This window comes from Yersinia proxima (genome assembly GCF_902170785.1).
GTDB classification, from domain to species: domain Bacteria; phylum Pseudomonadota; class Gammaproteobacteria; order Enterobacterales; family Enterobacteriaceae; genus Yersinia; species Yersinia proxima.
Genome location: NZ_CABHYG010000020.1, coordinates 40,275 through 67,274 on the forward strand (window position 1 = coordinate 40,275; position 27,000 = coordinate 67,274).

A 27,000-nucleotide genomic window follows, 5' to 3' on the forward strand; every position below is an offset into this window, starting at 1 on the left:
GGTCCAACTCCCAAATATATTCTATTGAGGACAATTCAAAGGCCGAGGAATATGCCCTTTTAGCCTTCGTTTGTCAATGGATTTGTGCAAATAAGCGCCGTTTGTACGGGCGGCACTTGCTACGTTGTGATGGAGCGGGATTTTACCAGCTTCGCGCTGTGGAATACAGTCTTTCGAAAGAAAATTCCACAGTTCACTGCCTCGAAGGGATTCGACGGTGGTTCTTGTAAAAATCTCAGCCTGCTTCTGTATTCAACGGCGTGCGTATTCTACAGGATAAAGTCAGTAAAAGGGATTTTACCTGCGTATTTTTAGCAAAATGGTATGACTTTCGGTTAAAGGTACTAATCGCGGGTTAACCTTAACCGCTGTACAAGGTATAATCCGGCGATTTCCACTGTTTTGAGCCAGCTATGGAGCTAATTCGCGGTATACATAATATCCGGGCACGCCACCATGGTTGCGTGCTAACTATCGGTAACTTTGATGGTGTCCATCGTGGACATCAAGCCTTATTGGAGCAGCTAAAGCGCGAAGGTCAGCGTTTGGGGTTGCCCGTTATGGTCATGATATTTGAACCGCAACCACTGGAATTGTTTGCAGCGGATAAAGCACCAGCTCGATTGACGCGTTTGCGCGACAAAGCCAGATATCTGGCCGAAGCCGGTGTTGACTACCTATTGTGCGTTAAATTTGATCCGCGTTTTGCAGCTATTACTGCGCAAGATTTTGTTGCCCAGTTGCTGGTAGATAAGTTGGGTGTTAAGTTTTTAACTGTGGGTGATGATTTCCGTTTTGGCGCAGGGCGTCAGGGGGATTTTCAGCTGTTACAACAAGCCGGTGCTGAATTTGGTTTTGATGTTATCAGCACAGATAGCTTTTGTGATGGTGGTCTGCGCATTAGCAGCACTGCAATTCGTCAGGCACTTTCTGATGACGATTTGGTATTGGCTGAGACACTACTTGGTCATCCATACAGTATTTCCGGCCGAGTGGTTCACGGTGACGAACTGGGGCGGACGATAGGTTTCCCCACGGCAAATTTGCCGTTAAAACGTTTAGTTGCTCCAGTAAAAGGAGTATATGCGGTTGATGTTTATGGCTTGGGTCCAAAGCCATTGCCCGGAGTTGCCAATATTGGCACTCGGCCTACCGTTGCTGGTGTTCGCCAGCAGCTTGAGGTTCATCTGCTTGATGTAACTATGGATCTTTATGGGCGTCATATTGATGTGGTGCTCTGCGCAAAACTGCGCAACGAACAGCGTTTTGCTTCGCTCGATGCGTTGAAGCAGCAAATCGCCAATGATGTGGTGACGGCCCGAACATTTTTCGGGCTAAAGACACCGGTTTAATATTTCTAGCCGAAACGGAACCGAGAATCTAATGAGTGACTACAAGAATACCCTGAATTTGCCTGAAACAGGGTTCCCGATGCGCGGCGATCTGGCTAAGCGTGAACCTGACATGCTGAAACGTTGGTATGAGCAGGATCTGTACGGGATTATTCGTACGGCCAAGAAGGGTAAAAAGACCTTTATTTTGCACGACGGCCCTCCTTATGCGAACGGCAACATTCACATTGGTCACTCTGTTAACAAAATTCTCAAAGATATTATTGTTAAATCAAAAGGAATGGCTGGCTACGACTCACCTTATATTCCAGGTTGGGACTGCCACGGTTTGCCGATCGAGTTAAAAGTTGAACAATTAATTGGGAAGCCGGGCGAGAAAGTCAGTGCCGCGGAGTTCCGTGCTGCCTGTCGTAAATACGCAGCGGAGCAAGTTGAAGGCCAGAAGAAAGATTTCATTCGCTTGGGTGTGTTGGGCGATTGGGACCATCCTTACCTAACGATGGATTTCAAAACCGAAGCCAATATCATTCGTGCGTTAAGCAAAATCATTGATAACGGCCACCTGCATAAAGGCGCGAAACCAGTGCACTGGTGTACTGATTGCGGTTCGTCACTGGCTGAAGCTGAAGTTGAATATTACGACAAAACCTCGCCTTCCATTGATGTGCGTTTTAACGCGGTCGATGTGGCTGCAGTGAGCGCTAAATTCGGTGCCGAAACTGTTAATGGCCCGATTTCACTGGTTATTTGGACTACCACCCCGTGGACTTTACCTGCGAACCGTGCAATTTCATTGAATGCTGAATACAGCTATCAATTGGTGCAGGTTGAAGGCGAATGCCTGATTCTGGCTGAAGATCTGGTTGAGAGCGTCATGAAGCGCGCTGGCATTGCTGAGTGGACGGTATTGGGTAGCTGCAAAGGTTCTGATCTGGAACTACTGCGTTTCAATCATCCGTTTATGGGCTTTGATGTCCCAGCAATCTTGGGCGACCATGTGACACTGGATGCTGGTACTGGCGCAGTTCATACCGCACCAGGCCATGGCCCGGACGACTTTGTTATCGGTCAGAAATACGGTTTAGAAGTGGCTAACCCGGTTGGGCCGAACGGCTGCTATTTAACAGGAACTTATCCAACACTGGATGGCCTGTTTGTCTTTAAAGCCAATGATGTGATTGTTGAGTTGCTGCGCGAAAAAGGCGCATTGCTGAAAGTGGAGAAACTGGTTCATAGCTATCCATGCTGCTGGCGTCATAAAACGCCGATCATCTTCCGTGCGACCCCGCAATGGTTCATCAGCATGGATCAAAAAGGTCTGCGTAAGCAGTCGCTGGAAGAGATCAAAGGTGTGCAGTGGATCCCTGACTGGGGCCAGGCGCGTATCGAAACCATGGTAGCAAACCGCCCAGATTGGTGTATCTCGCGCCAGCGTACCTGGGGCGTACCAATGTCTCTGTTTGTGCATAAAGAGACTGAAGCGCTTCATCCACGTAGCACTGAGCTGATGGAAGAAGTTGCTAAGCGTGTAGAGCAAGACGGCATTCAAGCCTGGTGGGATCTGGATCCGGCTGAGATTCTGGGGGCTGATGCAGCTGATTACGTTAAAGTTCCGGACACTCTGGACGTATGGTTTGACTCCGGTTCAACCCACTCTTCTGTAGTCGATGCTCGTCCAGAGTTTGGTGGTCATAGCCCAGATATGTATCTGGAAGGTTCTGATCAACACCGCGGCTGGTTTATGTCTTCACTGATGATTGCGACAGCGATGAAGGGTAAAGCGCCTTATCGCCAGGTGCTGACCCATGGTTTCACCGTGGATGGTCAGGGGCGTAAAATGTCCAAATCCATCGGTAATACTATCAGCCCGCAAGATGTGATGAATAAACTGGGTGGTGACATCCTGCGTCTGTGGGTAGCATCAACCGATTACACCGGTGAAATCGCTGTTTCTGATGAAATTCTGAAACGCTCTGCTGACTCTTATCGCCGTATTCGTAACACTGCGCGCTTCTTGCTGGCTAACCTAAATGGATTTGATCCGGCGTTGCATCAGGTGAAACCGGAAGAGATGGTCGTAGTAGACCGCTGGGCTGTAGGCCGAGCGCAGGCTGCGCAAGCCGAGATTATGGAAGCGTACGAAAACTATGATTTCCACTTGGTAGTACAGCGCCTGATGCAGTTCTGCTCGGTTGAAATGGGATCGTTCTACCTCGATATCATTAAAGACCGCCAGTACACCGCGAAAGGCGATAGTGTTGCGCGTCGTAGCTGCCAGACAGCACTGTTCCATATTGCTGAAGCCTTGGTTCGCTGGATGGCTCCAATCATGTCCTTCACCGCAGACGAAATCTGGAACGAAATGCCGGGCGAGCGCCCACAGTATGTCTTTACTGAAGAGTGGTATGACGGCCTGTTCGGGTTGGCGGGTGATGAAAGTATGAACGATACTTTCTGGGCTGAGCTGTTAAAAGTGCGTGGCGAAGTCAACAAGGTGCTGGAGCAAGCGCGTAGTGATAAACGTATCGGCGGATCGCTGGAGGCTGCAGTGACACTGTTTGCCACACCGGAGCTGGCTGCACGTCTGAATAGCTTGCAAGATGAGCTGCGTTTTGTGTTGCTGACATCAGCGGCCAAAGTCGCAGATTATGCCGATGCCGGTGATGATGCGCTGCAAAGCGAACTGATTTCTGGGCTGAAGATTACCTTTAATAAAGCTGATGGTGAGAAATGTCCGCGTTGCTGGCATTACACTCAAGACATCGGTTTGGTAGCGGAACATGCTGAACTGTGTGGCCGCTGTGTCACTAACGTTGCCGGCGACGGTGAAGAGCGTAAGTACGCCTGATGAGTAACCCTATTTGTTCGACCGGATTACGCTGGTTATGGCTGGCTGTGCTGGTGGTGATTGTCGATCTCAGTAGCAAACAGTGGGTTATGACCCACTTTGCACTGTATGAGTCTGTGCCACTGATTCCTTTTTTCAATCTGACCTATGCGCAGAACTTTGGCGCGGCATTTAGCTTCCTCGCGGATAAAAGTGGCTGGCAGCGCTGGTTCTTTGCCGGGATAGCTATTGGTATTTCAGTTCTATTAATGGTGCTGATGTATCGGTCAACCGCCAGGCAGCGTTTGCTTAATTGCGCTTATGCTCTGATTATCGGTGGGGCATTAGGTAACTTATTTGATCGTATGGTGCATGGCGCGGTGATCGATTTTATCGATTTCCACGTCAACAACTGGCATTTCCCGACATTTAACATCGCCGATACAGCAATTTGTATCGGTGCTGCATTGGTCATATTTGAAGGCTTCATAAGCCCGGCTGAAAAAACGGCGATGAATAAAGGTGAGTGATATGTCAGAGCGGGTACAAGGCCATTTTATCCAAGACAAGAGCGCCGTATTAGTGCATTTCACTCTGAAGCTGGAAGATGGTTCGACAGCAGAATCAACTCATATTCACGGTAAACCTGCGTTATTTCGGTTAGGTGATAACAGCCTTTCCGATGCGCTGGAGCAGCAGTTGATCGGCTTGAAGGTGGGTGATAAACACACTTTCAACTTACAACCTGAAGATGCATTCGGTTTAGAAAGCCCTGATTTGATTCAGTATTTTACACCGCGTGATTTTGCACAAACCGGTGTGCCGGATGCGGGGACGATTATGCTGTTTACCACTCGTGACGGCAGTGAAATGCCGGGCGTGGTGCGGGAAGTGGCTGAAGAGTCAATTACTGTTGATTTTAATCACCCGTTGGCAGGGCATATCGTCAGCTTTGACATTGAAGTGCTGGAGATAGACCCCCAACAGGAGGCAATGCATGCAGATATTGCTGGCTAATCCACGCGGCTTTTGTGCCGGAGTTGATCGGGCTATCAGTATTGTTGAACGCGCTATCGAGATGTATGGCGCGCCAATTTATGTACGCCATGAAGTGGTACATAACCGCTATGTGGTTGATAGCCTGCGTGAGCGCGGGGCTATTTTTATCGAAGATATCGCTGAGGTGCCAGATGGCTCCATTTTGATTTTCTCGGCCCATGGTGTGTCACAAGCGGTGCGAGCCGAAGCCCGTGCCCGTGAATTGACGATGCTGTTTGACGCAACTTGTCCCTTGGTCACTAAAGTCCATATGGAAGTTGCGCGCGCCAGTCGCAAAGGGAAAGAAGCTATTCTGATTGGTCATGCTGGTCATCCGGAAGTTGAAGGCACTATGGGACAATACAACAACCCGAAAGGGGGAATGTATTTGGTTGAGTCGCCTGATGATGTTTGGAAACTGAATGTTAAAGATGAGAATAACCTCTGCTTTATGACTCAGACCACTTTGTCAGTTGATGATACTTCCGCTGTTATTGATGCTTTACACCGGCGTTTCCCGAAGATTATTGGCCCACGTAAAGATGATATTTGCTACGCCACGACTAACCGCCAGGAAGCGGTGCGGAACTTGGCGAATGATGCAGATGTTGTCTTGGTGGTGGGATCGAAAAACTCATCTAACTCAAACCGGTTAGCTGAACTTGCGCAACGCATGGGTAAACCCGCTTATCTGATTGATTCGGCAGCTGATATCCAAGAGTCATGGTTACAGAATGCGAAATGCATTGGAGTGACCGCAGGGGCTTCTGCACCCGATATTTTGGTACAGCAAGTGATTGCCCGCTTACAAGCGCTTGGTGCGGGTGGATCGGTTGAGCTTCGTGGCCGCGAAGAAAGTATTGTATTTGAAGTCCCAAAAGAGTTACGCGTTGAGGTTAAGCAGATCGATTGATCTCAGATATGCATTCATAACTCATATCAAGCAGCCCTGGTGGCTGCTTTTTTATGGGTGTATTTCGGCATAACTGCATGAATATGCGAAATAACTGCACAATATCAAATAGCGTACTATGGAGATAAGGCCATCTGAATTACGCGCAGGGGTAACTATGAAAATGATGAGATCGCAGGTTAATTAATGTTATGTAAGGAATTAAGTGGTTTCACTGATAAAAGCAGGCGTATATCATTTTTTTCTAATACAGATTAAATAGGCTGGCAGAGTCCATGACGGGCGGCTAATCTGAACCCTTGTCAGGGTAGATGACACAATATTGGGAGAACTCATGACTAATTCAACAATTCGGATTGCCGTTGTCGGTGCAGGCGGCCGTATGGGGCGACAGCTGATTCAGGCAATTACGCAGACTAAAGGTGTTGCGCTGGGTGCCGCAGTAGAGCGCGCGGGGTCCAGTCTGGTGGGAAGTGATGCGGGTGAACTGGCCGGAACAGGTTTGCTAAATATCGCCGTAAGTGATGATTTATCCAAAGTAACTGATCATTTTGATGTGTTGATCGACTTTACTCGACCAGAGGGCACCCTGGAACATTTAGCTATTTGCCGCGCACACCATAAGGCAATGGTGATTGGCACCACCGGTTTTGATGATGCCGGTAAAGCCGCTATCAGCGCCGCATCAGCTGAGATTGGTATTGTGTTCGCCGCAAACTTTAGTGTTGGGGTCAATGTGGTACTTAAGCTGCTTGAAAAAGCCGCCAAAGTAATGGGCGATTACACTGATATCGAAATTATTGAAGCGCATCACCGCTATAAAGTCGATGCGCCGTCAGGGACCGCGTTAGCAATGGGAGAGGCTATTGCTGAATCCTTAGGGCGCTCACTGAAAGATTGCGCGGTTTATACCCGTGAAGGTCATACCGGAGAACGCAAGCCAGGCACTATCGGTTTTGCCACTGTGCGTGCAGGCGATATCGTCGGGGAACACACTGCCATGTTTGCCGACATTGGCGAACGGGTTGAAATCACCCATAAAGCCACTAGCCGCATGACTTTTGCCAATGGTGCCGTTAAATCTGCCATATGGCTCTCTGATCATGATAATGGCTTGTTTGATATGCGAGATGTACTGAATTTAAATGAACTTTAAAGGTGTAAAGCACAACCCGTGATGTGGTTGTTTTTATCATAATTATATGATAACAGGGCAATATTTTATTGTCCTTTTTTGTTTGTTTGTATAATTACATGTTTTATTGGTTTTTTTATGTGTAATGTCGTTTTTATTATGTTTCATCTCGATTTTTTATCTTTTAGTGTCCTCATTATCTATTAGCACTCGTTTTCATCACTTCAGAACGATTTTTTTCAGTCACATACTCTCGCAACCGTTTACTATGCTAAGTTAGCATGTGTTTTTGCCGCTATAATCGTCTCATTTTAATGAGAACGGTAAAAAACAGAGAAAAAATGGCACTTTGGCTAGACAAGAGCGTCACTCATCATTAAAATGCGCCCAATTTGCCAAAAATTAGCTTTGAGGGCGGTTTTTGCATTGATTTAGGTCGCTAGATATGAATTAATATGCAAATAATGTGACTGTTTATTCCTTGGAGGATGTTTTGATTAAGTCAGCGCTATTGGTTCTCGAAGACGGAACCCAATTTCACGGTCGGGCCATCGGGGCAGAAGGTACGGCAGTGGGGGAAGTGGTCTTCAATACGTCGATGACCGGTTATCAAGAAATCCTTACTGATCCTTCCTACTCCCGCCAGATCGTCACTCTTACTTATCCTCATATCGGCAATGTCGGCACCAATGCCTCCGATGAAGAATCCTCCGCAGTACACGCCCAAGGTCTTGTTATTCGCGACCTGCCATTGATTGCCAGCAATTACCGTAATGAAGAAGGCTTATCTGAGTATCTCAAGCGCCACAATATTGTAGCGATTGCAGATATCGATACACGTAAGCTGACACGGTTGCTGCGTGAGAAGGGCGCGCAAAACGGCTGTATTATTGTGGGTGACTTATCAGATGCTGCGCTGGCGCTGGAAAAAGCAAAAGCATTCCCGGGCTTGAAAGGGATGGATCTGGCCAAAGAAGTGACCACCAAAGAAGTGTATCACTGGCTGCAAGGCAGCTGGACTCTGGAAGGCGACTTACCGGCGGCGAAACAACCTGAAGATCTGCCATTCCATGTTGTGGCGTATGACTACGGTGTAAAACGCAATATTCTGCGCATGCTGGTCGACCGCGGTTGCCGCCTGACCATTGTTCCGGCGCAGACCCCGGCTGAAGACGTCCTGAAGTTAAACCCGGATGGCATTTTCTTATCCAACGGCCCTGGTGACCCGGAGCCATGCGATTATGCTATCGCGGCGATTAAACGCTTCCTGGAAACTGATATTCCGGTATTTGGTATCTGTTTAGGCCATCAACTGCTGGCTCTGGCTAGCGGTGCGAAAACCGTAAAAATGAAATTTGGTCATCACGGTGGCAACCACCCAGTAAAAGACTTAGATGCCAATTGCGTGATGATCACTGCGCAGAACCACGGTTTCGCCGTTGATGAAACCACATTGCCATCCAACCTGCGCACTACGCACGTTTCTTTATTCGATGGTTCCCTGCAAGGGATTCATCGTACCGATAAAGCAGCTTTCAGTTTCCAGGGACACCCTGAAGCCAGCCCAGGGCCGCACGATGCCGCTCCGCTGTTTGATCACTTTATCGAGCTGATTGAAGCCTATCGCGCGACAATCGCTAGCCATACCAATAAATAATCAGGAGCGTCAAACCATGCCAAAACGTACAGATATAAAAAGCATCCTGATTCTGGGCGCAGGCCCAATCGTTATCGGCCAGGCTTGTGAGTTTGACTACTCCGGAGCCCAGGCTTGTAAGGCGCTGCGTGAAGAGGGTTACCGCGTTATCTTGGTAAACTCTAACCCCGCCACAATCATGACTGACCCAGAGATGGCTGATGCAACTTATATCGAGCCGATTCACTGGGAAGTGGTGCGCAAAATCATTGAGAAAGAGCGCCCTGACGCAGTATTGCCAACCATGGGCGGTCAAACCGCACTGAACTGCGCACTAGAATTGGAGCGTCAAGGAGTGCTGGCTGAATTCGGTGTCACCATGATTGGTGCAACCGCTGATGCTATCGATAAAGCTGAAGACCGCCGTCGCTTTGATATCGCGATGAAAAAAATTGGTCTGGATACCGCTCGTTCAGGTATCGCGCACAATATGGAAGAAGCCCTCGCCGTTGCGGCTGATGTAGGTTTCCCGTGCATTATCCGCCCATCCTTTACCATGGGTGGCACCGGTGGCGGTATCGCGTATAACCGTGAAGAGTTTGAAGAAATCTGCGAGCGCGGTCTGGATTTATCGCCAACCAAAGAGTTGCTGATTGACGAGTCACTGATTGGTTGGAAAGAGTATGAGATGGAAGTTGTTCGCGATAAAAACGACAACTGTATCATTGTCTGCTCCATCGAGAACTTCGATGCCATGGGTATTCATACCGGCGACTCCATCACTGTGGCACCGGCGCAGACCCTGACTGATAAAGAATATCAAATCATGCGTAATGCCTCGATGGCAGTGCTGCGTGAAATCGGAGTGGAGACCGGCGGCTCCAACGTGCAGTTCTCGGTTAATCCGAAAAATGGTCGTTTGATTGTCATTGAAATGAACCCACGTGTATCTCGCTCTTCCGCTTTGGCATCTAAAGCCACTGGCTTCCCGATTGCCAAGATTGCTGCCAAGCTGGCAGTGGGTTACACGCTTGATGAATTGATGAATGACATCACTGGTGGCCGCACTCCGGCTTCCTTCGAGCCATCTATCGACTATGTCGTCACTAAAATCCCTCGCTTTAACTTCGAAAAATTTGCTGGCAGCAATGACCGCCTGACAACCCAGATGAAATCTGTGGGTGAAGTGATGGCCATTGGTCGCACTCAGCAGGAATCATTGCAAAAAGCACTGCGCGGTTTGGAAGTGGGTGCGACCGGTTTTGACCCAAAAGTCAGCCTTGATGATCCAGAAGCCCTGACTAAAATTCGCCGTGAATTGAAAGAAGCAGGTTCTGACCGAATTTGGTATATCGCCGATGCATTCCGCGCCGGTATGTCTGTTGATGGTGTCTTTAACCTGACCAACGTCGACCGCTGGTTCCTGGTTCAGATTGAAGAGCTGGTGCGTCTGGAAGAGAATGTAGCAGAGCTCGGTATCAATGGTTTGACCGCAGAGTTCATGCGCCACTTGAAACGTAAAGGTTTTGCCGATGCCCGCCTGGCGAAGTTGGTCGGTGCTGCTGAAAGTGAAGTGCGCAAGTTGCGTTACAAGTATGGTTTGCACCCAGTTTATAAACGTGTAGATACCTGTGCGGCCGAATTCTCAACCGACACCGCCTACATGTACTCGACCTACGAGGAAGAGTGCGAATCCAATCCAACCAGCGATCGCCCGAAAATTATGGTGCTGGGTGGTGGCCCGAACCGTATCGGTCAAGGGATTGAATTCGACTATTGCTGCGTGCACGCATCACTGGCACTGCGTGAAGACGGTTATGAAACCATCATGGTGAACTGTAACCCTGAAACGGTTTCTACAGACTACGACACTTCCGACCGACTCTATTTTGAATCGGTGACACTGGAAGACGTGCTGGAAATCGTCCGCATCGAGAAACCGCAAGGTGTTATCGTGCAATACGGCGGTCAAACACCATTGAAATTAGCGCGTGAATTGGAAGCAGCTGGTGTGCCGATTATCGGTACTAGTCCTGATGCCATTGATCGCGCCGAAGACCGTGAACGTTTCCAACAGGCAGTAAACCGTCTGGGCTTGAAACAGCCGGCTAACGCTACGGTAGCGACTATCGAGCAAGCCGTTGAAAAAGCAGCTGGTTTAGGTTATCCGCTGGTGGTTCGCCCATCTTATGTGTTGGGCGGCCGCGCAATGGAAATCGTTTATGACGAAGTTGACCTGCGTCGTTACTTCCAAAACGCTGTAAGTGTGTCAAATGATGCACCAGTATTGCTCGACCGCTTCCTTGATGACGCGGTAGAAGTGGATGTGGATGCCATTTGTGATGGTGAACGCGTGTTAATCGGCGGCATTATGGAACACATTGAGCAAGCAGGGGTTCACTCCGGTGACTCAGCATGTTCATTGCCAGCTTACACCCTGAGCAAGGAAATTCAGGATGTGATGCGCCAGCAAGTGGAAAAATTGGCCTTTGAACTTTGTGTCCGCGGCTTGATGAATGTGCAGTTTGCGGTAAAAAATAACGAAGTTTATCTGATTGAAGTCAACCCACGAGCCGCACGTACCGTGCCATTCGTCTCTAAAGCGACCGGTATGCCGCTGGCAAAAATTGCCGCGCGCGTGATGGTAGGGCAGACATTGGCACAGCAAGGTGTTCTGGAAGAGATTATTCCGCCTTACTACTCGGTAAAAGAAGTGGTACTGCCGTTCAACAAATTCCCTGGTGTTGACCCGATTTTAGGGCCAGAAATGCGCTCTACTGGTGAAGTGATGGGGGTTGGACGTACTTTTGCCGAAGCCTTCTCTAAAGCCATGTTGGGCAGCCAGTCTGGTATGAAAAAGAGTGGCCGTGCGCTGTTATCCGTGCGCGAGGGTGATAAGCACCGAGTCGTTGATTTAGCAGCTAAGTTGCTAAAACAGGGCTTTGAACTGGATGCCACTCACGGTACTGCTGTGGTGTTGGGCGAGGCTGGAATAAACCCACGCCTGGTCAACAAGGTGCATGAAGGCCGTCCGCATATTCAGGATCGTATCAAGAATGGTGAATACACTTATATCGTGAATACCACTGCCGGGCGTCAGGCGATTGAAGACTCTAAACTGATTCGCCGTAGTGCTTTGCAATATAAGGTGCATTACGACACCACCTTGAACGGCGGTTTTGCTACGGCGATGGCATTGAATGCTGACCCAACCGAGCAAGTGATTTCAGTACAAGAAATGCATGCCAAGATTAAGAAGATGAAAGGTTAATCTTCGGTATAAATAGCAGGGCGATGGAGACATCGCCCTTTTTTATGCTCGCATATCCTGCGTACTTGAAGCTGCAGGGGTGTTAGCTACGTTCGTTACTCGGCCCGTCCATGGGCCTCGCCTCTGCGAGGCCGCTGCAAGCAGCGTTCAAATCAGTTCCTGACCGATTTGTCACCCGAATCACTTACTGATGTAAGCTCATCGGGACTTATTCGTTTGCTGCCTACCTGCAACTCCAATGACTTTGGATATAAAGTCGCAGTTTTTACCCGTGAAGACAGTATTTTTTATAAACAAATGTATTATTCATAAACAATAATATTGTTCATAAACAACATTGATCTTTACCAATGTTAGCTCTCACTGAATTGTAGATAGTAGGTTCTGGGGCAGTTCAATGCTGGTGCTGCTAGCTTAGCGCCACTTTGATACCCAGGCCGATTAACAGGCCGCCCAACAATTTATCGACAACTTTTTGTGCTTTTGCCAAGCCACGGCGGACTGGCGCACTTTGAATCAGAATAACCAGCAGAGGCCACCAGATAACGGCCAGCACCCAGATGATTGAGGCGTACCACAGTTTTTCACCCACACTGGAGTTAATCTGTAATATTTGTGTGAAAACGGCGAGGAAGAAGAGAGTCGCTTTGGGATTCAATAGATTACAAAGGTATCCCTGCAAAAATGCGGCTTTCAGTGTGATGGGGGATTGTGTTGCGTTATCGATGCTGAGCTTACTTTCTCCGCGCGATAGCAGTGCCTGGATACCAATCCAGATCAAATAGCAGGCTCCGGCATATTTCAGAAAATTGAACAGCCATGGTGTGGTAGTGATAACTACTGCCAGGCCAGCCACGCAATAAGACATATGTGTAGCGACACCCAAAATTACGCCGAGCGCTGTCATCATTGCCGCGGGGCGGCGATAGCGGGCAGCATTTTTAATCACCAAAAAGAAATCGGGGCCGGGGGAGAGCATCCCCAATGTAGCAATAGTCGCGACGAATAAAGAGGTTTCTAGCATAAGGATTACCGAGTGAGTGTGGGGTGTTTTGACGATAATAGCGCCACAGGGTTCCTGCTGCATATTCTTATTTATACCCGTCATACTTCAAACTGCATGTGCGTTGGCTACCTTCCTGCAACTTGAATTATTTAGGGTATATTCCCAGGGCGGGGGAGTTGTCAGTCGGATGAAATTGAGCATTTATCTTTTACTCTTTTGATGGATAGTGATGCACGAATATGAGCCTGGATAATGTGATAAGTGGTGAGATACCAAATCAGAAGCAGCGGGAAATTACGCGGTTATGTATCAAGTGTGCTTTGTTGCTGCTGCAACACGGCGCAGAAAGTATGCTGGTTGAGCAGCTATCCGCGCGCCTTGGTATCGCCTTGGGGATGGACAGTGTTGAAAGTTCTATCTCAGCCAATGCCGTCGTTTTAACTACCATTAGCGAGGGGAATTGCCTGACATCCACTCGCAAGAATACTGATCGCGGTATCAATATGCATGTTGTGACAGAGGTGCAGCATATTGTGATCATGGCGGAACATCATCTGTTGGATGCGAAAGATGTAGAAAAACGTTTTGAGAATATTAAACCGCTGCGTTATCCGCGCTGGCTGGTGGTGGTGATGGTTGCTTTATCATGCGGCTGTTTTAGCAAGCTAAATGGTGGCGGTTGGGATGCGTTTTCCATCACTTTTTTGGCCAGTGGACTGGCAATGTTTGTACGCCAAAGTTTAACTGCCCGGCATATGAATCCGCTGATTAACTTCTGTATCACGGCTTTTGTCGCAACATCCGTCTCCGGGCTATTAATGCGTTTACCGTTTTTCCACGAGGCATCCAGTGTAGCAATGGCAGCTAGCGTGCTGTTGTTAGTTCCTGGATTCCCGTTGATAAACGCGGTTGCGGATATGTTTAAAGGGCACGTTAATACCGGTTTGGCTCGCTGGGCAATGGCAAGTTTATTGACGCTATCAACCTGTATCGGGGTGATATTTGCAATGGCGACGTGGGGATTGCGGGGGTGGTCATGAGTTTACTCTGGGCGTTATTGCAAGACATGGTGTTGGCGGCTATTCCGGCATTGGGTTTTGCGATGGTATTCAACGTGCCAGTGCGGGCGCTACGTTATTGTGCTTTGTTAGGAGCTATCGGCCACGGCTCGCGTATGTTGATGGTTCACTTTGGTATGAATATCGAGCTGGCTTCATTATTGGCTTCGATAATGATTGGTATCATTGGCATCAATTGGTCGCGTTGGTTACTGGCTCATCCAAAAGTCTTCACTGTTGCCGCCGTAATCCCGATGTTCCCTGGAATTTCCGCCTATACCGCCATGATATCGGTTGTTGAGATTTCTCACTTGGGTTATAGCGAAGTTTTGATGTCCACCATGGTAACCAATTTCTTAAAGGCATCATTTATTGTTGGTTCGTTATCGATTGGTTTATCTTTGCCTGGATTGTGGCTATATCGCAAACGTCCTGGTGTATAAGGTTTTTTTCTTTCCTGGTTTTTGTATCGGGCTAAGAGCAGTCTTATATGTGTGATTAGCTTGCTTATCGCTATCGACGCTGGATTAGGCTTTACGTATAGTGTGAGCAATTTTTCGGTACTGGCTCTCGCAGCCTACAGGGTTTAACAATGATTATCAGCCTGATCGCTGCATTGGCAGCGGATCGCGTTATTGGCATGGAAAATGCCATGCCATGGCACTTACCGGCTGATTTAGCCTGGTTCAAACGTAACACGCTAAATAAACCGGTAATTATGGGTCGCAAGACATTCGAATCTATCGGTCGCCCTCTGCCGGGGCGGTTAAATATTGTTATCAGTAGTCAACCGGGAACGGATGATCGGGTAACGTGGGCAACCTCTATTGATGACGCACTGGCTTTGGCGGGTGATGCAGAAGAAGTGATGGTAATGGGTGGCGGGCGTGTCTATAAGCAATTCTTAGACCGTGCTAACCGCATGTATCTTACTCACATTGATGCTGAAGTTGGGGGCGATACCCATTTCCCAGATTATGAGCCAGATGAGTGGGAAAGCACCTTTAGTGAGTTCCATGATGCAGACGAGGCTAATTCACACAGCTATTGTTTCGAGATCCTTGAACGCCGCTAATTGCAGCTGTAATCTGAAATGAGAAAAAGCCTGTCTATTAGCAGGCTTTTTTAATTTTCAATATCTAATTATTTATATCTTACAAGTAACTAGAGGGATCTTTTGCTGCTGCGGCTATTTCGTCAGCATTGGTTATTTCAGCTTCAACTTTGAAAGCGGGTTGTGTGAAATAACGTTTATCTTCCCAACGAAGCAGGGTTAAATTGCCTCCCCAGCAACATCCAGTATCCAGCCCATAAATTCCTTCTGGTACACCTTTCCCTTCCAATGATGCCCAGTGACCAAAGATAATTGAATACTCAGGGCTGACCAGTCGTGGTAGCTCAAACCAAGGTTTAAGCGGGGCAGGGGCATTTTCTGGTGTGTCTTTACAGATCATATCCAATTGCCCATTTGGGAAGCAAAAACGCATGCGAGTCAATGCATTAGTGCTAAAACGCAAGCGTGCTAACCCTGTCAATTCGGATGACCAGTTATTGGGCATATCACCGTACATTGCATCGAGAAAGAGTGGATAGCTGTCACTGCTCAAGACCGATTCGACTTCACGGGCGCACATCTGAGCCGTTTCGATATCCCATTGAGGGGTGATACCAGCGTGAGCCATAATCAATTTTAGCTCGTCATCAACCTGCAAAACCGGTTGGCGGCGTAACCAATTAATCAGCTCGTCAGCATCTGGGGCTTCAAGCAGCGGTGTGATACGGTCTTTGGGCTTATTACGGCTAATGCCTGCGTAAACTGCCAATAAGTGTAGGTCATGGTTACCCAGAACCATACGAACGGCTGACCCTAATGAACGGACATAACGTAATACATCCAGTGAAGCGGGGCCGCGAGCAACTAAATCGCCGGTCAACCACAAGGTATCGTGTTGCGGATCAAAGTCCACTTGGGCTAATAGCGCAAGCAACTCGTCAAGGCAGCCGTGAACATCGCCAATAAGATAAGTAGACATAGTTGAGGTCAGGCTTAATGGATAAGTGTTGGGATCGCTAAGCGGAACACCGGAATCGCAGTACGGAAAGCCTGACCAAGGTGATCAACCATCTCATAATGTCCTTCCATAGTACCCAGCGGTGTTTCTAGTACGGCTCCGCTGGTGTATTGGAACTCGTTACCTGGCAGGATCAGCGGCTGTTCACCGATAACCCCTTCGCCCTGAACTTCAGTCTGTCGACCATTGCTATTAGTGATTAACCAATAGCGGCCCATAAGTTGCACATTTGAACGGCCCAGATTACGAATCGTCACGGTATAGGCAAAGACGAAACGTTCCTCGTCTGGTATCGACTGAGTTTCTACATAGATACTTTGCACCTGTACACAAACGCGGGGCTGTTCAATCATAATGTGCTCCTGCTTATTCTTGCGGTGTCGATTGAGCTGAAAGCCAGTTAGCCAGCTTACAGTATTGCGCTACCGAAATATTCTCTGCCCGTAGTATCGGGTCAATACCTAATTCGATTAACTGCTCTGGGGTAAATAGATCACCCAAGCTGTTACGCACTGTTTTTCGGCGTTGGTTGAAAGCGAGTGTCGTAATGCGGCTAAGCATACGCACATCACCGACCGGATTCGGCGTGTTCACATGAGGAATTAGACGCACTACAGCTGAATCCACTTTCGGGGCTGGAGTAAAGGCAGTTGGCGGCACTTCCAACACAGGGATGACGTTGCAGTAATATTGCGCCATGACTGTCAAACGACCATAAGCTTTACTGTTAGGCCCGGCAACCAAGCGATTAACCACCTCTTTTTGCAACATGAAATGCATGTCGCGAATAGCAGAAGTATAGCTGAAAAGATGGAACATCAGCGGGGTAGAGATGTTGTATGGCAGGTTACCAAATACCCGTAATGGCTGCCCGGCAAGCTCGGCCAATTCAGAAAAATTGATTTTCATCGCATCTTCTTGATGGATAGTGAGCTTGTCTTTCAGTTGGGGGTGGCTGGCCAGACGAGCGGCTAAGTCGCGGTCTAGCTCAATGACCGTCATATGATCCATTCGAGCTGCTACAGGTTCAGTTAATGCACCTAAACCGGGGCCAATCTCAACGACCGCTTCACCTGGAACCGGATGGATAGCGGAGACAATGCTGTCGATGACAAACTGATCGTTTAAAAAGTTTTGTCCAAAGCGTTTGCGGGCAAAATGCCCTTGGTGGACTCTATTATTCATTGCTGTTATTTATCATTTTAATGGCTAAATTTAATGCCGTAATGAAACTACCAACATCGGCAGCACCGGTTGCGGCGAGTTCTAAAGCGGTACCGTGATCCACAGAAGTGCGGATAAAAGGTAAGCCGAGAGTGATATTGACTGCCCGACCAAATCCTTGATATTTCAGCACTGGCAGCCCTTGATCATGATACATGGCCAGAACGGCATCTGCATGTTGCAGATATTTAGGCTGAAATAGTGTGTCTGCCGGGAGTGGGCCGATAAGGTTTATCCCTTGTTGACGTAATGCATCTAGCGCGGGAATTATCGTATCGATCTCTTCATGGCCCATATGACCACCTTCACCCGCATGAGGATTAAGTCCACACACATAAATCTGTGGTTGGCTAATACCAAATTTGGTTTTCAGGTCATGATCAAGAATGGAAATCACTTCATGCAGACTGGCTTGTGTTATTGCCCCAGGCACTGCCAGTAAAGGCAAGTGAGTGGTTGCCAGCGCTACACGCAGCTCTTCTGTTGCCAGCATCATCACTACCCGTGAGCAGTGGCTGCGGTCAGCGAAGAATTCGGTATGCCCGATAAAAGGGATACCTGCATCATTGATAATGCTTTTTTGTACTGGGCCAGTGACTAATGCAGCAAATTCGCCACTGATGGCACCATCACAGGCTTTAGCCAGTGTTTCCACTACATAGTGGCTGTTTTTGACATCAAGCTGGCCTGGTATCACCTCAGCCGCTATTTTCACAGGCAAAATAGTCAGAGTGCCAGCAAGTTGTGCCAATGCGGGTTTATCTTGCTGATATTCACGCAGCTGCAATGGCAGGTTAAGTTGGCTGGCGCGGGCAAGTAGTAAAGCCGGATCAGCACATACCACTAGTTCAACAGGCCAATCCTGCTGCGCCAGGGCGATGACTAAATCTGGCCCAACCCCGGCAGGTTCGCCGGGGGTGATAACAATACGATTATTGTGGTTTTGCATCACTACCATCAAGAATTTTCACATAAGCTGCGGCACGTTGCTCTTGCATCCAGGTTTGAGCTTCTTCTGCAAACTTACGGCTAAAGAGCATACGGTACGCCCGATCTTTCTGTGCTGCATCAGTTTTGTCTACCTGACGGGTATCAACAACCTGAATTAAATGCCAGCCGAAAGAGGAATGAACGGGTGCGCTGATTTCGCCTTTTTGCAGCTTCATCAGTGCATCACGGAATGCAGGATCATAAATGTCTGGCGAAGCCCAACCCAAATCACCACCTTGCATGGCAGAACCGGGATCCTGAGAGATCTCTTTAGCAATTGTAGCAAAGTTGGCTTTGCCGCTCTTAATATCCGCAGCCGCAGCCGTTAACTTAGCACGAGCCTGATCATCGGTCATGACCGGTGAGGGTTTCAGCAAGATGTGGCGTGCGTGAACTTCGGTAACTGAAACAGCTTTATCAGCGCCACGAATATCATTCACTTTCAGAATGTGGAAGCCGACACCGGAACGGATTGGGCCAACAACATCACCTTTGTTTGCCGATTGCAGTTTTTCAGCAAACAGCGAAGGTAATTCCTGCAATTTACCCCAACCCATCTGGCCGCCTTTCAGTGCTTGAGAGTCGGCTGAGTTGGCGATAGCCAATTTACCAAAATCAGCACCGCCTTTAATATCTGACACCAATTTGTTCGCCAGATCTTCTGCTTGATCAACTTGTTGCTGCGATGGATTTTCGGGTAATGGGATCAGTATGTGGCTGAGATTCAGCTCAGCATCACCGCTGGTTTGGTTGCCAATTTGTTTGGCTAACGATTCAACTTCTTGCGGCAGAATAGTAATGCGGCGACGTACTTCATTGTTACGCACTTCTGATGTCAGCATTTCTTTACGGATTTGCTCACGATAAGTGTCGTAATTCAGGCCATCGGCAGCTAAGCGGCTGCGCATCTGAGCGGGTGTCATACGGTTTTGCGCGGCAATGTCAGCAATAGCTTTATCCAGCGCTTCGTCACTGATGGTAATCCCCATCTTCTTGGCCATCTGCAATTGGATATTATCCATGATCAGGCGCTCAAGAATTTGATGGCGCAATGTTGCATCATCCGGAACTTGTTGCCCAGCTTGCTGCGCATTTAGTTTCACTGATTGTAACAGACCGTCGACATCACTTTGCAGAACAACGCCGTTATCAACCACAGCGGCAACTTTATCAACTTCTTGTGGTGCTGCGAACGCGGTATTGGCACAGACAACCAATCCGAGAATAAGCGTTCTCCAGTTCTTCATACCTTTTCCATTTATGTAATCCGCTTTTGCGGGTTAAAATTCACTGTATTCAGTGTGTTACACAGTATCAGAATGCACTTTGATAAGGCAGTATACCTGAGCCCAGCATTTGCGCAGTACCCAGACTATGGTCGCTGCTCAGACCACGTAATTCGATGTTAAAGCTGATTCTGTTGTCATATTTACTGGTTTCATTTTGTGAGTTCCAACCAGTGATTTTCCGCTCATAACCTAAGTTAATGGCCCAACAACAGGTATTGTATTGTACGCCAACCAACTGGCTTGCAGGCTGATTGGCTTTGGTATCATAGTAATAAGCCCCAACCAATGCCCAGCGATCTGCGATTGGCCAACTGGCGGTCGTACCAATCTGGGAAATACCTTGTTGGTAACCCGGGCTTTTTACGTTTGGCACCGCAGCTTGAATATATTCCGGACTAGCATAGCGATAATTCAATTGAATCATACGATCTGAGTCTTTCCTGTACTCCATTACCGCATTACCGAGGGTCAAACTCCCTAATCGGGTATCATACTGTGCACCGCCTTTCAGACCCAACTGATCGCTAATGCGCCAGAATGTATCCCCTGCCCAAACCAAGCTACCAGTATCATCACTGTTATCAATTGTTTCGCTATTACCCGTCCGCGAACGACTGAAGTAATAGATTTGACCCACTGAGACGTTAAAACGTTCAACCAGTTCATCATCATAAATGCGAGAAGTTAAACCGGTCGACACTTGATTTGCTGAAGCTATACGATCCAGGCCACTATAAGTACGATCACGGAACAGGCCAGAGTAGTCCGACTGCATCAGCGTGGTGTCGTAGATATAGATATCATCCTGATTCCGGTAAGGAACATAGAGGTACTGTACCCGCGGCTCCAGGGTTTGAGTGAAGCCCTCACTCCAATCCATTGGCCGATCAAAGACCACTTTGCCATCAATTTTAAATTGTGGCATCACGCGGTTAACCGAATCTTTTAAATCTGGGGCTGCCTCACCATTATTCTGGCTTGCATAATTACTGGCAAAACCATTGGGAATATCTTGTTGATAATGCGTTGCCAGTAATTTGGCTTCGGTATTTAAGCTACCCCAACCGTTGGCTAGCGGCAGATTAATTGACGGTTCGATATGGAAACGTTCAGCCTCAGGATTTTTCGGATTAACACTGGTGAACTTAGCGGCCTGACTATAGACATGCAAATCAAATGGGCCAACATCGTTTTTGTAGTAGTTCATGTCCAGTTGAGGCTGAGCGCGGTAAGCGTTACTGTTGCCACCGGTAGTAAATACCTGGAACTGCTTGGAGGCCAGAGTGGCATCCCAGTTCTGGTTAGCATAACCCACACTGAATATTTGTGTGGCATAGCCGTCAGTGGTTGAGCCGTACTGTGATGTTAAGTCGGTAAAGTAATCGGGATCACTGACACGAGTGTAGTTGACATTGAAGCGCCAGACTTTATCCATCACACCGGAGTGGTTCCAATAGTACAACCAGCGAGTGGGGTCTTTTTCTGTGCCATCAACACCGTGATATAAGCGGTCACTCGGCAGCCAGTCTAATGCCATAGTACCGGAACCGGGAGCCAACAAATAACGGAACTCGTTTTGCCACTGCAAACCACGCCGTTCCATGTAGTGAGGCGTAATAGTGGCATCGAAGTTTGGTGCAATATTCCAGTAATACGGCAGCATAAATTCAAAGCCGTTATTACTGGTATATTTTGCATTAGGGATCAGGAAGCCTGAACGGCGTTTATCACCAACCGGTAATTGCATATACGGGCTGTAAAACACCGGAACTTTGCCGATTTTAAAGCGGGCGTTCCAGATCTCTGCGACTTCTTCTTCACGGTCGTGAATAACCTCTGAACCGACAACACTCCAGCTATTATCACCCGGCAGACAAGAAGTGAATGTCCCATTTTCTAAAATGGTATAGCGGTTTTGACCTCGTAATTTCATTAAATCCGCATCGCCACGGCCTTGACGACCAACCATCTGATATTTGCCTTTATCCATATCAGTGTCTTTGGTATTCAAGTTTGACCAACCTTTTGGGCCTTTCAACTTGATTTGCGGATCGTCGTAATTAACGTCGCCAGTGGCCGTTACGGTACGAACCGGGATAGCTTCGCCGGTTTTTTGTACTTGTGTCAGCTCCACCTGATTGGCCGTTAAGGTACGATTACCTTGTTCGACAATAACATTGCCGGTAAACAGGGCATTATCTGGGTAATTGGCTTCGGTTTTATCCGCATTAATGCGAACCGGTAGCTGATTCGGATCGCCTGTGACCAAAGGTTGGTCATAGGTAGGTACGCCAAGCATGCATTGCTCAGCAAGGTCGGCCAGACTGTGCTGGCTATATAGTGCCGTCCATATCAATGTGGCCAGCAGTGTTGGGAATCTTTTTTTCATACGCGGTTTTGGTGTTCCGTCATCGGGGGGCATCATGCCGGTAAACGGTCTGAGACTATATTACTCATCACAGTTGCGCTAGTGTTAAATCCGGCCGTTTACACGTCTCGCTGTTAGGCGCTGAGCTGAATGCCGAGTATGATAATGCAAATTTTGACTGACGGCATGATGAATTGAGGAGTATATGCAGTATTGGGGAAAACTGCTCGGTCTGATATTGGGCTTTCTGTCCGGTGGAGTCTGGGGTGCGATACTTGGGTTGCTTGTTGGCCATATGGTCGACAGGGCGCGTAGCACAAAGCGCCGCGGCTTTTTTGCCGATCAACAAACACGACAATTAATTTTTTTCCGCACCACTTTTCAGGTCATGGGACATTTAACCAAGGCTAAAGGTCGGGTAACGGAGGTTGATATTCAACTCGCCAGCCAATTGATGGATAGAATGCAATTGCATGGCGAAGCTCGAACAGCGGCACAGCAAGCATTTCGTGAGGGGAAAGAGAGTGGGTTCCCATTACGTGAGCGGTTGCAGGAATTACGCGGAGTTTGCTTTGGGCGTTTTGATTTAATTCGGATGTTTCTGGAAATTCAGTTACAGGCCGCATTTGCTGATGGATCATTGCATCCTAATGAACGGCAAGTGTTGTATGTCATTGCTGAAGAGTTAGGGATCTCCCGCGGTCAGTTCGATCAGTTCCTGAGCATGATCGAGGGCGGGCGTCAGTTTGGCGGTGGTGCCTGGCATGGTCAGCAGGGAGGATATTCTCAAGATGGCTATCAGCAAACGTCAAATGGCCCGACATTAGAGGATGCCTGCAAGGTGCTGGGGGTAAGCAGTACCGATGATAGTGTCACCATCAAACGTGCTTATCGCAAGCTCATGGGGGAACATCATCCAGATAAACTGGTGGCGAAAGGTTTGCCGCCTGAAATGATGGAGATGGCTAAGCAAAAAGCCCAAGAGATCCAGGCCGCGTATGATTTGATCAAGCGCGAGAAGGGATTCAAGTAACAGTGCTTGTGCCAGGAAAGTTAAAACCAGATCGGAGCCACTGTTCCGATCTGGTTTGATTCTGAATCGATTTTCTACTGAAAAATCAAAATTCGGGTTCGCATTTAAAATGCATTACCGTCCCAAATTCCGGGTGAGTAATACATAATTCCTGCGCATGCAACTGTAGCCGGGATGCCATTGCTTTGGCCTCCGGAGGGGCATAGAAACCATCACCAAGAATAGGATGGCCTATCGCCAGCATATGAACCCGTAGCTGATGGGAACGGCCGGTGATGGGGGATAACTTGACTCGCGTACTGCCGTCAGTATCTCGTGATAACACTTGATACTGAGTTTGCGAGGATTTACCCGTTTCATAACACACTTTCTGCTTTGGTCGATTCGGCCAGTCGCAAATTAAAGGCAGGTCAATCAACCCTTCATCTTGCGCCAGGTGGCCCCAAACCCGTGCGACATAAGACTTTTTCGGCTCACGCTCACGAAACTGCCGCTTTAACTCGCGCTCTGCCGCTTTAGTCAGCGCCACCACAATAACGCCGCTGGTCGCCATATCTAAGCGATGAACAGATTCAGCCGTCGGGAAGTCAGCCTGAATGCGCGTCATTATGCTGTCTTTATTTTCTGGTGCGCGACCGGGCACTGAAAGCAATCCGCTCGGTTTATTCACCACCATGATGTGCTCATCCTGATACAGGATGAGCAGCCAGGGATCGCGTGGGGGGTTATAGGGTTCCATTACTGGTGTGTCACCACCACCAGACGAATGGCATCCAAACGCCAGCCTGCTTGATTAAGATTCTCCAGCACCATTTTACGGTTATGTTCCAGAGTCTCTATTTCGTCATCGCGAATATTGGGGTTAACTGCTTTCAGGGCTTCCAAACGTGCCAACTCGGCGCTCAGTTTATCGTCCGCTTCATGCTTGGCCGCTTCAATCAGCAAACGCGCCTGTTCTTCCACCAATGCTTCTGCTTGCTGCAACATCGCGTGAACTTCTTGCTGAACCGCGTTGACCAGCTTGCTGGAAGTATGGCGATTGACCGCATTGAGCTGGCGGTTAAAACTTTCAAATTCTACTTGTGCCGCCAAATTGGTGCCGTTTTTGTCCATCAACATCCGTACCGGTGTTGGCGGTAAGAAGCGGGTCAATTGCAAGTGTTTCGGCGCTTGCGCTTCAACCACATAGACCAATTCAGCCAGCAGAGTACCCACTGGTAATGCTTTGTTTTTCAACAGAGAAACTGCGCAGCTTCCGGTGTCACCGGAGAGGATTAGATCCAAACCGTTACGGATGATCGGGTGTTCCCAGCTGACAAACTGAGCATCTTCGCGCGATAACGCCTGTTCACGATCAAATGTCACCGTGCAACCATCTTGTGGCAGCCCAGGGAAGTCTGGCACCAGCATATGGTCAGATGGTGTCAGCACAATCAAGTTATCGCTGCGATCTTCCTGGTTGATCCCGACAATATCGAACAGGTTCAGCGCAAAACTAACTAAATTGACGTCATTGTCTTGATCCGCAATGATTTGCGCTAGTTCTTGCCCATGCTCACCACCGTTGGAGTGCATCTCCAGCAAACGGTCACGGCCCTGTTCCAATTGCAGTTTCAGCCCTTCATGCTGCTGGCGGCAGATGTGGATAAATTCATCCAGCCCTTCCTGCTCACTTGGCGTTGCCAGATAAGTAATCAATTCTTGATAACCGCTGTCATAAATAGTACGGCCTGTCGGGCAGGTGTGCTCGAAAGCATCCAAACCTTCGTGATACCAGCGCACCAGTACCGCCTGCGCGGTATTTTCCAGATACGGCACCATTATCTGGATTTCACGGTTTTGGCCGATCCTATCCAGACGACCAATACGTTGCTCAAGCAAGTCCGGATTAAAAGGTAAATCGAACATCACCAGTTGGCAGGCAAACTGGAAGTTACGCCCTTCAGAGCCGATTTCTGAACACAATAATACCTGTGCGCCGTCTTCTTCGGAGGCAAAATAGGCTGCCGCGCGGTCACGTTCAATCAGTGATAAACCTTCATGGAATACGGCGGCACGGATAGCTTCGCGCTCACGTAACACTTGTTCAAGCTGCAATGCGGTGGCGGCTTGTGCGCAGATAACCAGCACTTTTTCATTGCGGTTAGCAATCAGGTAGTTAAGCAGCCATTCAACCCGTGGGTCAAAGTTCCACCAGGTGGCGTTTTCGCCTTCGAATTCTTGGTAGATTTGCTCTGGATAAAGCATGTCTTTGGCCCGTGCTTCGAGGCTTTTCTTGGCACCCATAATGCCTGACACTTTAATTGCCGTTTGGTATTGAGTCGGCAGTGGCAGTTTAATCTGATGCAAGACACGGTGTGGGAAGCCTTTCACCCCATTACGGGTGTTACGGAACAAGATACGGCTGGTGCCATGTCTGTCCATCAGCATGGTCACCAACTCTTGACGTGCCGCTTCGCTATCTTCAGTTTGGCTGTTTGCCGCTTTCAGCAGTGGCTCGATATCCTGCTCGTTAATCAGCTCACCGAGCAGATTCAGCTTATCGTCAGTTAAGCGCTCACCACCCAGCAGCAATGTGACAGCATCGGCAATTGGACGGTATTTTTGCTGCTCATTAATAAATTCTTCGTAATCGTGGAAGCGGTCAGGATCAAGCAGACGCAAGCGAGCAAAGTGGCTTTGCTGGCCCAGTTGCTCTGGTGTTGCGGTCAGCAGCAAGACGCCGGGAATATGCTCGGCTAGTTGTTCAATCACTTGATATTCGCGGCTCGGTGCTTCTTCACTCCAGGCCAAATGGTGTGCTTCATCCACTACCAGCAGATCCCAGGATGCGTCAGCCAATTGCTCCAGACGCTGCTTATTACGGCGCACAAAGTCCAAAGAGCAAATGACCATCTGTTCGGTTTCAAATGGATTGGTGCTGTCGAGCAATGCTTCGGAATAGCGGCTGTCATCAAACAGCGAGAAGCGCAGATTGAAGCGGCGCAGCATTTCCACCAGCCACTGGTGTTGCAGGCTTTCTGGTACGACAATCAGGATACGTTCAGCACGGCCTGACAGCAGTTGCTGATGGATAATCATCCCTGCTTCGATGGTTTTACCCAATCCCACTTCGTCGGCCAGTAAGACGCGCGGTGCATGGCGCTGACCCACTTCATAGGCAATATGTAATTGGTGTGGGATCAGGCTGGCGCGGATACCACGCAGGCCACTCCAGGGCAGGCGGAACTGCTCACTTTGGTATTTACGGGCGCGAAAACGCAGGGCAAATCTATCCATGCGATCAATCTGGCCGGCAAATAATCTGTCTTGCGGTTTGCTAAAAGTTAGTTTGCTATCGAGCAAAACTTCACGCATGGAAACGCCGGTTTCCTCGGTATCCAGGCGAGTACCAATATAGGTAATCAGCCCGTTCTCCTCAGACACTTCTTCCACTTTCAGCTGCCAGCCTTCGTGGTGAGTGATGGTATCGCCCGGATTAAACATGACACGGGTAATTGGAGAATCATTTCTGGCGTAAAGGCGGTTTTCACCGGTTGCGGGAAACAGTAAGGTGACCATGCGTACGTCAATGGCAACGACAGTACCCAATCCAAGTTCGCTTTCTGTATCGCTGATCCAGCGTTGACCAAGTGTAAAAGGCATAAATTATCGGCTCGATTTTTTTGTTTGACTGTTATGAATAGAAAAGTCTGGTAAATATGATTGATGCAAATTTTGGCAAGGGCGCTATGGTAATGGAAGCAGAGCGCGGCGTCACCTGTAAAATACCTGTCATACTTCAAGCT

Annotated in this window: 21 protein-coding genes; 12 read left to right on the top strand and 9 right to left on the bottom strand. The window is 48.5% G+C overall.

The features are described from left to right. Positions 1-413 precede the first annotated feature (413 nt). From ribF to carB, 8 genes are all read left to right on the top strand, one after another. Positions 414-1,352 carry a bifunctional riboflavin kinase/FAD synthetase gene (gene ribF, locus FTB31_RS19180; protein ID WP_227719959.1) on the top strand — a complete coding sequence of 313 codons (939 nt, stop codon included), beginning with the start codon at positions 414-416 and terminating at the stop codon, positions 1,350-1,352. A gap of 31 nt (positions 1,353-1,383) precedes the next feature. Continuing rightward, complete coding sequence (gene ileS / locus FTB31_RS19185) at positions 1,384-4,200, top strand: isoleucine--tRNA ligase (RefSeq protein ID WP_077293350.1); 2,817 nt, start codon at positions 1,384-1,386, stop codon at positions 4,198-4,200. After that, positions 4,200-4,709, top strand: a complete 510-nt coding sequence (gene lspA / locus FTB31_RS19190; protein WP_050075847.1) for a signal peptidase II — start codon at positions 4,200-4,202, stop codon at positions 4,707-4,709. Before ileS ends, lspA begins: the two co-directional genes overlap by 1 nt. A 1-nt stretch (position 4,710) precedes the next feature. Then, positions 4,711-5,196 (top strand): FKBP-type peptidyl-prolyl cis-trans isomerase, encoded by a 486-nt coding sequence (fkpB, locus tag FTB31_RS19195; protein ID WP_050075848.1) that lies wholly within the window; start codon positions 4,711-4,713, stop codon positions 5,194-5,196. Beyond that, on the top strand, positions 5,177-6,130 hold the full coding sequence (gene ispH, locus FTB31_RS19200) for a 4-hydroxy-3-methylbut-2-enyl diphosphate reductase (RefSeq protein WP_050075850.1): 954 nt from the start codon (positions 5,177-5,179) through the stop codon (positions 6,128-6,130). Before fkpB ends, ispH begins: the two co-directional genes overlap by 20 nt. Before the next feature lie 334 nt (positions 6,131-6,464). Next, positions 6,465-7,286, top strand: a complete 822-nt coding sequence (gene dapB / locus FTB31_RS19205; RefSeq protein ID WP_050075851.1) for a 4-hydroxy-tetrahydrodipicolinate reductase — start codon at positions 6,465-6,467, stop codon at positions 7,284-7,286. Between the two features lie 472 nt (positions 7,287-7,758). After that, entirely contained in the window at positions 7,759-8,922 is a 1,164-nt protein-coding gene (gene carA / locus FTB31_RS19210; protein ID WP_077293348.1) for a glutamine-hydrolyzing carbamoyl-phosphate synthase small subunit, read from the top strand. Between the two features lie 16 nt (positions 8,923-8,938). Next, positions 8,939-12,172: a carbamoyl-phosphate synthase large subunit gene (gene carB / locus FTB31_RS19215; protein ID WP_019083996.1), complete on the top strand. Its 3,234-nt coding sequence runs from the start codon at positions 8,939-8,941 to the stop codon at positions 12,170-12,172. A 409-nt stretch (positions 12,173-12,581) separates the two neighbouring features. On the opposite strand, the gene FTB31_RS19220 is transcribed toward carB, so the two are convergent. Beyond that, positions 12,582-13,196 carry a LysE family transporter gene (locus FTB31_RS19220; RefSeq protein WP_227731715.1) on the bottom strand — a complete coding sequence of 205 codons (615 nt, stop codon included), beginning with the start codon at positions 13,194-13,196 and terminating at the stop codon, positions 12,582-12,584. Positions 13,197-13,417: 221 nt separating this feature from the next. Between FTB31_RS19220 and FTB31_RS19225 the strand changes: the two genes are divergently transcribed. The 3 genes from FTB31_RS19225 (at position 13,418) to folA (ending at position 15,311) form a co-directional block, all read left to right on the top strand. Then, entirely contained in the window at positions 13,418-14,218 is an 801-nt protein-coding gene (locus tag FTB31_RS19225; RefSeq protein WP_077174256.1) for a threonine/serine exporter family protein, read from the top strand. Beyond that, positions 14,215-14,679 (top strand): threonine/serine exporter, encoded by a 465-nt coding sequence (locus FTB31_RS19230; RefSeq protein WP_019080545.1) that lies wholly within the window; start codon positions 14,215-14,217, stop codon positions 14,677-14,679. Before FTB31_RS19225 ends, FTB31_RS19230 begins: the two co-directional genes overlap by 4 nt. Positions 14,680-14,828: 149 nt before the next feature. After that, positions 14,829-15,311: a type 3 dihydrofolate reductase gene (folA, locus tag FTB31_RS19235; protein WP_019080544.1), complete on the top strand. Its 483-nt coding sequence runs from the start codon at positions 14,829-14,831 to the stop codon at positions 15,309-15,311. Positions 15,312-15,390: 79 nt separating this feature from the next. Here the strand turns inward: folA and apaH are convergent, their stop codons facing one another. The 6 genes from apaH to lptD form a co-directional block, all read right to left on the bottom strand. Further along, the gene (gene apaH / locus FTB31_RS19240; protein WP_050075857.1) at positions 15,391-16,269 is read right to left on the bottom strand and encodes a bis(5'-nucleosyl)-tetraphosphatase (symmetrical) ApaH; all 879 of its coding nucleotides are present in this window, start codon (positions 16,267-16,269) and stop codon (positions 15,391-15,393) included. A gap of 14 nt (positions 16,270-16,283) precedes the next feature. Continuing rightward, positions 16,284-16,661, bottom strand: coding sequence for a Co2+/Mg2+ efflux protein ApaG (apaG, locus tag FTB31_RS19245; protein ID WP_005270600.1), 378 nt, complete (start codon positions 16,659-16,661; stop codon positions 16,284-16,286). A 13-nt stretch (positions 16,662-16,674) separates the two neighbouring features. Then, positions 16,675-17,493, bottom strand: coding sequence for a 16S rRNA (adenine(1518)-N(6)/adenine(1519)-N(6))-dimethyltransferase RsmA (gene rsmA, locus FTB31_RS19250; protein ID WP_050075858.1), 819 nt, complete (start codon positions 17,491-17,493; stop codon positions 16,675-16,677). Continuing rightward, on the bottom strand, positions 17,486-18,481 hold the full coding sequence (gene pdxA / locus FTB31_RS19255; RefSeq protein WP_077174255.1) for a 4-hydroxythreonine-4-phosphate dehydrogenase PdxA: 996 nt from the start codon (positions 18,479-18,481) through the stop codon (positions 17,486-17,488). The genes rsmA and pdxA overlap by 8 nt, the downstream gene beginning before the upstream one ends. Beyond that, positions 18,465-19,769, bottom strand: coding sequence for a peptidylprolyl isomerase SurA (gene surA, locus FTB31_RS19260; RefSeq protein WP_077174254.1), 1,305 nt, complete (start codon positions 19,767-19,769; stop codon positions 18,465-18,467). Before surA ends, pdxA begins: the two co-directional genes overlap by 17 nt. 67 nt (positions 19,770-19,836) lie before the next feature. Further along, the gene (gene lptD, locus FTB31_RS19265; protein ID WP_050075861.1) at positions 19,837-22,200 is read right to left on the bottom strand and encodes an LPS assembly protein LptD; all 2,364 of its coding nucleotides are present in this window, start codon (positions 22,198-22,200) and stop codon (positions 19,837-19,839) included. A gap of 184 nt (positions 22,201-22,384) precedes the next feature. On the opposite strand from lptD, the gene djlA reads away from it, so the two are divergent. Then, entirely contained in the window at positions 22,385-23,212 is an 828-nt protein-coding gene (djlA, locus tag FTB31_RS19270; protein ID WP_077293346.1) for a co-chaperone DjlA, read from the top strand. An 85-nt stretch (positions 23,213-23,297) separates the two neighbouring features. Here the strand turns inward: djlA and rluA are convergent, their stop codons facing one another. Together rluA and rapA are read right to left on the bottom strand one after the other, a co-directional pair. Next, positions 23,298-23,951 (bottom strand): bifunctional tRNA pseudouridine(32) synthase/23S rRNA pseudouridine(746) synthase RluA, encoded by a 654-nt coding sequence (rluA, locus tag FTB31_RS19275; protein ID WP_050075863.1) that lies wholly within the window; start codon positions 23,949-23,951, stop codon positions 23,298-23,300. Next, the gene (gene rapA, locus FTB31_RS19280) at positions 23,951-26,857 is read right to left on the bottom strand and encodes an RNA polymerase-associated protein RapA (RefSeq protein ID WP_227731703.1); all 2,907 of its coding nucleotides are present in this window, start codon (positions 26,855-26,857) and stop codon (positions 23,951-23,953) included. The genes rluA and rapA overlap by 1 nt, the downstream gene beginning before the upstream one ends. Between the last annotated feature and the right edge of the window lie 143 nt (positions 26,858-27,000).